The organism is Staphylococcus sp. EG-SA-2, assembly GCF_017152085.1.
The window spans coordinates 1-10,302 of record NZ_JACYHC010001093.1 but is presented as its reverse complement, the minus strand read 5'-3'; the positions used below and the strand labels follow the sequence as shown (position 1 = coordinate 10,302).

Genomic DNA, 10,302 nt, shown 5'->3' with positions numbered 1-10,302 from the left:
CTTTTACTGTGTGACCTTTCGCAGCTTTAACCACTGCTTCAATGTCTTGTTGTACATCATCAAAACGTCCATCTTTTAATGCGCCGATGTTGATGACCATGTCAATTTCATCTGCACCATTTTGAATCGCATCTTCTGTTTCAAATGCTTTCGTCGCAGTTGTCGATGCACCTAATGGGAATCCTATTACCGTACAAACTAACACCTCTGAATCAGCTAGTCGCTCTGCTGCATATTTAACATGCGTTGGATTCACACATACAGATTTAAAATGGTATGCTTTCGCTTCATCGATGATTTGATCGATTTGCGTACGTGTTGACTCAGGCTTCAATAAAGTGTGATCAATCAATTTTGCACTATGCATTTTCTATCTCCTCCTTTATGGTTGATTATAAAAATACGGTTGTAAATTAGTTGATTGAGCGTCAGGTTCATTTAAATATCAGGTTAGATGTTCGCTTTTTATGTAACCGCATACATATACTATTACATTAATTCATTTCCCATAAACAAACAATACAATTGAACGTGATATCTTCATTATGAACGATGACTTGACAACAAGCTAATCAGGATTATATTTTTATAATTCTTTAATTCTATAGTACAAAAATTCGCAAAAAAGGGAAACAAATGTTATCTTAAAATTATTAATGAATATTAAGGAGAAGATAACAAATGACAAAAGGTACACCACATATTCAACCAAATGGAGTAAAAATTGCTAAAACAGTATTAATGCCTGGCGATCCGCTACGCGCAAAATATATTGCTGATAATTTTTTAGAAAATGTTGAACAATTTAACGATGTACGTAACATGTTTGGTTACACTGGTACATATAAAGGTAAAGAAGTTTCTGTAATGGGTTCTGGTATGGGTATTCCAAGTATTGGTATTTACTCATATGAGTTATACAACTTCTTTGATGTAGATACAATCATTCGTATCGGTTCTTGTGGCGCATTACAAGAAAATGTTAACTTATACGATGTTATTATTGCACAAGCTGCATCAACTAATTCAAATTATGTAGATCAATACAATATTCCAGGTCATTTCGCGCCTATCGCTGACTTCGAGTTAGTAACTAAAGCTAAAAATGTCGCTGACCAAATCGGTGCTACTACACACGTAGGTAACGTATTATCTTCTGATACATTTTACAATGCCGATCCAACATTCAATGATGCTTGGAAAAAAATGGGTATTTTAGGTATCGAAATGGAATCAGCTGGTTTATATTTAAATGCGATTCATGCTGGTAAAAAAGCACTTGGTATTTTCACAGTAAGTGATCATATTTTACGTGACGAAGCTACTACACCTGAAGAACGTCAAAATTCATTTACACAAATGATGGAAATCGCTTTAGAAATCGCAGAGTAACTTATTTAAATTGACTTTAATTGCTCTTTAACAATGCGATTAAACTCAAAAAGCCAACACATTCTGGGCGTATCCCCATTTATGTGTTGGCTTTTATTTATATTATTACTTATCTGTAGATTAGCTTAAGTAAGATTTAAACATCCAATTATGTTTATCTACTGATGTTTGCATACCTATAAACATATCTTCTGATACATCATCGCCAGCATTACCAGCAATTTCGATTGCGTTTTCTAATTGTTTTGAGATATTTGTGAAGTCTTGTGATAATTCTTCAACCATTTGTTCTGCAGAGTAACCTTTCGCAGCTTCTTTAACAATTGATTGCTCTAAGCATTCAGTTAATGTACCTACAGGGTTTCCTCCTACCGCTAAAATTCTTTCAGCTAATTCGTCTACATATTGGCTTGCTTCATTATATAATTCTTCAAATTTAACGTGTAATGAGAAGAAGTTAGGTCCTTTCACATACCAGTGGAAATTATGTAGCTTTGTGTAAGCTACTGTCCAGTTTGCTACTTGTTGATTCAATTCTTTTACAACATCTTGTTGATTACTCATATTTAATACACTCCTTAAAATTGTCTACGTCTTGCTTGTTTATATTAATTATTATATTATAATGATTCTAATCTGTAAAGTGTTTTTACTCTCTTTTTTATAATTATTTTAATCTAAATGTAAGGTGTTCCGCTTTTTAAATGTCTAAATTTTAATTCATCATCTAGTATATCCATTATCAATTAGCAAGTATGTTTTATCAATCAGTAAGTTTTACTTTCGCATTATCATCTAAAAAGAACGATTTTTCATAATCATTTGGTTGGTGCCATGTTGTTTTCCACATTCTATTTCTATTATTAGCAAACATTCGATAACCGAAATTACGGACTGGTTTAGGTACAAGCCATAAACCTACGCCCAATAATTTAGTTCGATTAGGTAGTGCTGTGATTAGTTTAATAATCGCCTGCGATTCAAAATATATACGATCACCTTTCTGTAAAATCACACTATTTTTATTTGCCGCTTCTGGATGTTGTTTAAAAAATTGTTGTCCAACTTCACCTTTTAACGTGGCAAATTGATAATTTCTTGGTAGGTCATGTTGAATTAACCAAATGACATAGTTATAACAATATATACAGTTTCCATCATAATATACGATTGGCATAATTTATTCGCTCCTTTAATAGTACTTATAGTCATTTTTCCTAATTTAAAAACATTTAAACAAGGTTGTCACTTGATAAGTCCTCGCGACACGAAATTGCCATAAAATTTATTTTTCAGTTTTATATTTATTGTATAATGTATTTTTTATTTACTTTAAATTTCTCAATCTACAGTGTAATCTTATTTCTTATTATTAACTTAGCGTTTGGTCATTCGTCTTATTCAACATACGACTGGAAAACTCATATAAAGTTTTAATTCAGTAACATAAATTCATTTATATTCATATACTGTCTTTATTATTTATTAAAATAAAAACGAGCAATCTATCATAAGCTCTTAATTAGCTCTTATGGTTGATTACCCGTCATTTTTCTTTATGCGGTTATTCAAATATGCAATTATGCAATTTTTAATCCTATCCTTACTTCTTTTCAAAAACTACCATATATCATTAGTCATGTTTGACTTTGACTATACGTGTGTATTTTAAAAACTGCTCTGAATATTTCTCCTTAATTTCCTCTAAACTGTCATATGTAATACCTACAATATGCCAATTAGGATTGAAATAATAGAAAGAATCTTTTTGTCGTGACCATTTAATCATATTACCGTCTTTATTATAACGTGGTAATGTTACTTCATAGCCTTCTAACACATTAATATACGTTTGGAAAATGTCTGTATCTATACGATTAAAATTATCAATAACTAAATAACTTTTATCCTTTTTAGGCATTAATTGAGTAATAAACCCTTCACGATAGTATAATGCCCCTGTTTCATTTGGTAAATACTTGCCATAAAGCATATCTTCTGAAAAATCAGGATGACCTGTTGTTATAACAGGATTTGCATTCGCTTTTTGCAATAAGTCATTAGCCGCTTTTAAGCCCTCTTCTTTTCGATCTACAACAAGTAAAATAAATGGCTTTAACGCTTCTTCTTTTTCACTTTCAAGCATATCTGGTTTTTTAACCATTTCAAATGGAGATTTCAATCCATTATTATCGCTCATTTCAATAATTGCATCATACTGTGCTTGTGACATACTTGCAATAGCCTGTTTTGCATTTTCTTGAAGGAAATATAAATTTTTCAATTTAGGATGCTTATTTAATGTACTTAATGTAATCGGCGTAATGTCTTTCTCATAAGACACTTCAATCACTGTACTATTTGTTCTACCAGGAATTGGTGGTTTTTCATGAATATGCTTTGAAACTTCTCCAATTCCAACGACAGATTGATTTTTCGTTCGATTATAAAAAATAATATTGTCGCCTTCTTCTAACTGAGTATAAAAATGATAACCATTACGTTTAATACCGTTGTACGTGTGCGTATAAATCGTATATTGGTTTCCAGGTTCAAATTCTTCAGTTTCAGCTAAAAAGAAATAACGCGGTATCTTAATTTCGCCTTTACCAAGACCACTTATTAAATCAAACTCTTCTGCAGTGATTTGATTGAACAATGTCTCTTTCATATTACTCATACGAAATTCCAAAGCTTCACTACGCTTTAAATAATCTGCTGTTAATGGTTTCAATTGTTCATTAAAACGAAACTGTACACGTATTTTATTTTGTGCACCTGTTTCAACACTAATAATTTCACCACATCCAAGTAGTCCAGTATCCGTCTGAACTTGATAAAAGATGACTTGATCTCCTACTTTAGCCTTTTTAAACGCTCTAAATCCTTGAGATGGGTTAAAATGTGCGCCTGATTCAAATAAAGCTGTTTGTCCTACTAACGGTTCATTATGATTCCAACGGTTATATCCACAATTCAACCAAAAATAATTCGTTTCTGCTGTCATCTTAATACTCCTTAACCTGAATAAATTTTAGAAACACTATGAATTACATTCTTTTAGTGTTTCTTATGCAGTTGGACGCGTATGCGAACAACTGTATACCCTTTGTTCACTGCGATTTTAATCGCATTTCCTATAACATTGTAGCGCCCAGGACATTAATTTACGTCCCAGACCCTTATCGTTTTCACTTCTAAGTAAGTCGAACTATTTTGCTTTACAACAAGTGCGACTCTAAATACAGTTGGACACACATACGAGCAACTGTATACCTTTTAATCAGTTTTCTATATTTTATTTATTATATCTGTCTTAATGATAAAAATTGTTACAAACAGTTTAACATATTTAGCTACCTATTTTGCATATAAAAAACATGCTTGCATACACTATGCAATAAAAATTACAAATTTATATATGATACCACTATGCTTGCTTATCTCTATAGCGCCATTGATACACATTTTTAAATATCTATACTGCCGTTAGAATTTTATCATGTCTTAATTTTCATTAAATATTAATTACTTCATTTTATATAAACCAACAAAAACCCCCTCACTACTATGCAAGTGAGAGGTTATGTTGATGTGCTTTATTTTCATCAATGTCATTAACACGATCATATTTCTTCTGTTAATGCACTGTACTTTATTCAAACGCGCTATCGACAATTAATTTGAAGCTACAAAGGTACCGCATAATGGCAGCACATTAATTAACAATGCGCTAAACTTTAATGAGGCGCTGATTTGCTTGTCTTTAAAAGTCAACATAGCACTGATAATTCCTAAAATAGCTACTATACGTGGAATTGTCATGCTCGGATACTGCGGTATATGTAAGAAAGCACCAAGACCTGCTATCACACCACATACTAACGCAATATATAGAAATTGCTTCAAATCATTCACTCCTAAATTGTTATTACACTATTACACATAGCTAATCATCAATGTGAAATCGCCTTCAAAGACACTATCCAAATCTTCAGAAGTCAAAATAAAGTTTGTACCAGTAGTCAGTTTGAAAATTTCACCATCGACAATCATTTGTCCTTCACCTTCCAACACTGTAACTAAACAGAACTCTCTAGGCTTCATATAATTTAACGTGCCAGAAATTTCCCATTTAACCAATGTAAAGAAATCATTCGATACAATGTGTGTACACTTATGGTTTTCAATAATTTCACTTTCAGGCAAAATATTAGGTAATGGTGCATTGTACTGAATAACGTCTAAAGCTTTTTCAATATTTAACGGTCTATCATTATATTGATTATCTTGACGATTGAAATCATAAAGTCTATATGTAATGTCTGACGATTGCATCGTTTCGTATGCTAATATTCCTGAAGAAATAGTATGTACTGTTCCTGCTGGAATAAAATAGAATTCTCCAGGTTTTACTTTAATATATCTAAGTATCGACTCTATCGTTCCGTGTTGAACATGATTCGCAACTTCTTCTCTAGACTCTGCTAATGTCCCTATAACTATTTCTGCATCTTCTTCTGCATCTATAATATACCAACATTCAGATTTGCCATATTGCCCGTTTTCATGCTCATAAGCATAAGAATTATCAGGGTGCACATGAATAGAAAGTGATTCTCTTGCATCCACTATTTTAGTTAGAAGCGGAAAATCTTTGCTTGGGAAATCACCAAACAATTCACGATGTTCTGACCAAATACGGTCTAATGTTTGACCTTGATATGGTCCATTAATAATCTCGCTCGTACCATTTGGATGTGCTGACACACACCAACATTCCCCAGTTGTATCATTGTCTAATTGATATCCAAACTCACTTAGACGTTGACCGCCCCATAATTTTGTTTTTAAAATTGGTTGTAAAAATAATGGCATTGTTGCACCTCCATTGTGATTAAGTAAGCAATAGAACTCTGATGTTGTTGTTCCATTATATTTTGATTTTGTTCTCATTTACATCGTATTATAAACTTCCACATTTCAAATTAACTATTAGTGATTGTACCATATTTACTAACATTGCAGTACTGCCAATTAAAGCGCTTCACTTAAATTTACAGTACTTTAACATTTTTAAAAATTAATAGCATAGAGATTATCTCTCTCTTACATTTGTACACATTTCCCTTTAAATTTACTCGCCCATTATACCAATTAATAAACAACTTTAATAGTTGTGCCATACATTGTTCAAATTCTTTGTAAAATGCATAGACAATACGTACTTATTCATACTTATAATTCATCATTTTCAAAAAAATAACGAGTTACGAAAACGTAACCCGCTTCAAATCATATTTACTATCCTTATTAATCCTTTTCAATTTCAAATTGAGTTAAAGCATCTTTAATGTCCTGCTCACCACTAATAATTTGAAACTCTTGGTGATTAAAATGATTGGATGTGACAATTTCTTTTAATACTGTCGCAACATCTTCTCTAGGAATTTCACCTTTACCATCAAAATATTGTGCAGCTTCTATCTTTCCAGATCCTGCTGCATTTGTAAGTGCCCCTGGATGTAAAATTGTATAATTCAAACCTGAACGTCTTAAATAGTCATCAGCGTAATGTTTAGCTATTGTATATGGCTTTAAATCACCGCTATCATCAAAAGCCTGACGTCTCGAATCATATGTTGAAACCATGACATAGTGTTTAATATTAGCCTCTTTACTCGCAATCATTGATTTAACAGCACCATCTAAATCGACAATAATTGTTTTATCTGCACCCGTGTTCCCTCCAGAACCTACTGAAAAGATAACTTTATCGAATGGTTTAAACGTCTCAGTTAAAGTCTCTATTGAATCATTTTCAACATCAACAAGAATTGCTTTCATACCTTGTGATTTTAACGCATTAAGTTGATCTGATTGCCTAACACCAGCAGTAAATGGTACATTTTCTTTTGCTAATTGTTGCACTAGTAACGAACCTACACCGCCATTAGCACCTATAACCAAAATATTCATTTACAACACTCTCCTATTTATTATTCTCTATGCCATACCACTTTATGAGATATGTAAAACTTGTTACAACTATAAAAATCAATTGACATACTACTGGGAACGTATTAAATTAATATATGAACAAATATTCATATGAAAGGATTGTCATATAATGTCAGAACAATATTCAGAAATAAATACAGATACATTAGAACGCGTAACTGAAATTTTCAAGGCATTAGGCGATTACAATCGAATACGTATCATGGAATTGTTATCAGTCAGTGAAGCAAGTGTTGGTCACATTTCACATCAATTGAATTTATCTCAATCAAATGTCTCGCACCAATTAAAATTACTTAAAAGTGTGCATCTTGTGAAAGCAAAACGACAAGGCCAATCAATGATTTATTCATTAGATGACATCCACGTAGCAACTATGTTAAAGCAAGCCATACATCACGCGAATCATCCTAAAGAAAGTGGGTTATAATATGTCTCATTCACATCATCATGACCATATGCATAGTCATGTAACTACAAATAATAAGAAAGTATTGTTTATATCGTTTTTAATAATCGGTCTATATATGTTTATCGAAATCATCGGCGGTCTCCTTGCTAACAGCTTGGCATTACTATCTGACGGTATCCATATGTTTAGCGACACATTCTCATTAGGTGTTGCACTTGTCGCATTTATTTATGCTGAAAAGAATGCCACAACTACAAAAACATTTGGTTATAAACGTTTCGAAGTACTCGCAGCGTTATTTAACGGTGTAACGCTTTTTGTAATAAGTATTTTGATTGTTTTTGAAGCGATTAAACGTTTCTTTGTTCCTTCTGAAGTTCAATCAAAAGAAATGTTAATCATTAGTATTATCGGTTTAATTGTCAATATCGTTGTTGCATTCTTTATGTTTAAAGGCGGCGACACTTCACACAATTTAAATATGCGTGGTGCTTTTCTACATGTTATCGGAGACTTATTAGGTTCAGTTGGCGCCATTACTGCAGCTATTTTAATTTGGGCATTTGGATGGACAATCGCCGATCCTATCGCAAGTATTTTAGTTTCCGTTATTATTTTAAAAAGTGCTTGGGGTATCACAAAATCTTCTATTAACATTTTAATGGAAGGCACACCAAGTGATGTTGATATAGATGAAGTTATAACTACTATTAAAAAGGATTCACGAATACAAAGTGTGCATGATTGCCATGTTTGGACAATTTCAAATGATATGAATGCATTGAGTTGTCATGTTGTTGTAGACCATACATTGACAATGAAAGAATGTGAATTATTATTAGAAAACATTGAGCATGATTTATTACATTTAAATATTCACCATATGACTATTCAATTAGAAACGCCTAATCACAAACATGATGAATCGATTATATGTTCAGGAACACATAGTCATTCACATAACCATCATGCTCATCATCACGCGCATGCACATTAATAATTTTAACCTACTGCCATTGCATCGATTAAACTTTTCAATGGCAGTAGGTTTTTTATGTCTTTATGGCGACTTGTTTGGTCTTTGATGATGCAATGTTTATTAACAAATTTTCAACTATTATTTCTTACATTAGTCATATTTTTGACAATTTACTATTATAATTCTCTAACTTTAGTCACTTTAATTAATTTTTATTAGATATTAATATGAAAATAACGTGTTTTTTGTTATTGTATTTATATGAAGAAAAGGAGGCACCACTTTGTTTACTTACTTTAAATCAGCATTTAAAAATGCTAAACCACAATTATTAATAACATTGATATATGCACTTATAGCATTTGCTGTAATTGCAGTTGTATATTTACTTGCTAATTTCCAGCTTGCTAAGTATGCACAAACTATTGCAATTTATTCACAATTTGGGCAAAAACCACCAGTAGATGCATATTTAAAAGTTATCGCTGTATTACTTATAGCAGCTGTAGTTTCACTGTTTGTTTTAGTTCAAATTTTTATCGGAATTACAAATGTTATGAAACGAGCAATGAGTCATGAAAAAGTAAAATTTACCGATTTATTTATTGCATTTAAAAAAGGTAATTATTTAAAGAGCGTTCTGATCGGTCTTGTATCTATAGCAATGATTATCGTTCTTTCACTTCTGACATCATTACTATACAAATTATTTTCTCCAGTATCAGAAATGATTATGAATTCAGTACAATCATCATATGCAGATAGTACACACCTGATTGGTATTGCTATTACAACTCAAAGCATCATAATCATTGTTGTTTTATTGATTAAAGCAATTATTACTTGGTTATTGTTAATACCTATTTTCAACTTTATGACTAGTTTCGTTGAATCAACTAACGATAAAGTAAAAACACACTTAGCTAATGGATTTAAAGCAATGAAAAATGGTCAAAAAACATTTTTCAAATTTTTCATTGGAATACTATTATTAAACTTAATTATTATTTTATTTAAAACACCTGTTGGTTACTTGATTTCATTTAATACGCAATCACTCTCTCAAAGTGTTGCAGAAAATATCATAAGAGTTTATACAGTAATGACAATTATTTTATTCGTTGTTATTCATGCAATCATTTTAATGGGTATCGTTCAATATTACTTAAAACGTGGTCAAAAAATTACTAAAGATAAAGTAAAAACAGCTGACAAGAATAAAAAAGTTGTCACTGAACCAAAAAATACAAAAGTAGAAAATGATAAAGTGACAACATCTGTTGAAACAAAAACAGAAAAAGCACAAGATTCATTAAATGATAATACAACAAAAACAATGACTTCAGATAAACCAGAAGACAATCAACCAAAATAAATTTTAGAGCCCCTTACAACTTTAGTTGTTAGGGGCTCTTATGCATGCGCTTAGCGCAGGCGCTCCTACTTTTCAACTTTAGTTGTTAGGGGCTTCTTTCTAAAATAACTAAGTGAATTATCT

Annotated in this window: 11 protein-coding genes; 4 read left to right on the top strand and 7 right to left on the bottom strand. The window is 31.6% G+C overall.

Features of this window, described 5'->3' with window-relative positions:
- A partial coding sequence (gene deoC, locus IDG60_RS18315; protein WP_077477372.1) for a deoxyribose-phosphate aldolase occupies positions 1-367 on the bottom strand: 367 nt, incomplete at its 3' end.
- Between the two features lie 314 nt (positions 368-681).
- Between deoC and deoD the strand changes: the two genes are divergently transcribed.
- The gene (deoD, locus tag IDG60_RS18310) at positions 682-1,392 is read left to right on the top strand and encodes a purine-nucleoside phosphorylase (RefSeq protein ID WP_000160304.1); all 711 of its coding nucleotides are present in this window, start codon (positions 682-684) and stop codon (positions 1,390-1,392) included.
- Between the two features lie 120 nt (positions 1,393-1,512).
- Here the strand turns inward: deoD and IDG60_RS18305 are convergent, their stop codons facing one another.
- The 6 genes from IDG60_RS18305 to IDG60_RS18280 all read right to left on the bottom strand — a co-directional run bounded on the left by IDG60_RS18305 (position 1,513) and on the right by IDG60_RS18280 (position 7,371).
- The gene (locus IDG60_RS18305) at positions 1,513-1,956 is read right to left on the bottom strand and encodes a Dps family protein (protein ID WP_000070866.1); all 444 of its coding nucleotides are present in this window, start codon (positions 1,954-1,956) and stop codon (positions 1,513-1,515) included.
- A 199-nt stretch (positions 1,957-2,155) separates the two neighbouring features.
- A complete protein-coding gene (locus IDG60_RS18300) occupies positions 2,156-2,569 on the bottom strand; it encodes a thiol-disulfide oxidoreductase DCC family protein (protein WP_001123303.1) in 414 nt (137 codons plus the stop codon).
- Between the two features lie 456 nt (positions 2,570-3,025).
- Positions 3,026-4,399, bottom strand: coding sequence for an EVE domain-containing protein (locus IDG60_RS18295; RefSeq protein WP_000123398.1), 1,374 nt, complete (start codon positions 4,397-4,399; stop codon positions 3,026-3,028).
- A 671-nt stretch (positions 4,400-5,070) separates the two neighbouring features.
- Positions 5,071-5,301, bottom strand: coding sequence for a hypothetical protein (locus IDG60_RS18290; RefSeq protein WP_000808817.1), 231 nt, complete (start codon positions 5,299-5,301; stop codon positions 5,071-5,073).
- 30 nt (positions 5,302-5,331) lie between these two features.
- Positions 5,332-6,270 (bottom strand): type I phosphomannose isomerase catalytic subunit, encoded by a 939-nt coding sequence (locus tag IDG60_RS18285; RefSeq protein WP_001127960.1) that lies wholly within the window; start codon positions 6,268-6,270, stop codon positions 5,332-5,334.
- A 435-nt stretch (positions 6,271-6,705) separates the two neighbouring features.
- The gene (locus IDG60_RS18280) at positions 6,706-7,371 is read right to left on the bottom strand and encodes an SDR family oxidoreductase (RefSeq protein ID WP_001024095.1); all 666 of its coding nucleotides are present in this window, start codon (positions 7,369-7,371) and stop codon (positions 6,706-6,708) included.
- Between the two features lie 151 nt (positions 7,372-7,522).
- On the opposite strand from IDG60_RS18280, the gene czrA reads away from it, so the two are divergent.
- The 3 genes from czrA to IDG60_RS18265 all read left to right on the top strand — a co-directional run bounded on the left by czrA (position 7,523) and on the right by IDG60_RS18265 (position 10,179).
- Positions 7,523-7,843, top strand: coding sequence for a Zn(II)-responsive metalloregulatory transcriptional repressor CzrA (czrA, locus tag IDG60_RS18275; RefSeq protein ID WP_000003759.1), 321 nt, complete (start codon positions 7,523-7,525; stop codon positions 7,841-7,843).
- 1 nt (position 7,844) lies between these two features.
- Positions 7,845-8,822 (top strand): cation diffusion facilitator family transporter, encoded by a 978-nt coding sequence (czrB, locus tag IDG60_RS18270; RefSeq protein ID WP_206161036.1) that lies wholly within the window; start codon positions 7,845-7,847, stop codon positions 8,820-8,822.
- A gap of 265 nt (positions 8,823-9,087) precedes the next feature.
- Entirely contained in the window at positions 9,088-10,179 is a 1,092-nt protein-coding gene (locus IDG60_RS18265) for a lytic regulatory protein (RefSeq protein ID WP_000495671.1), read from the top strand.
- The last annotated feature ends 123 nt before the right edge of the window (positions 10,180-10,302 follow it).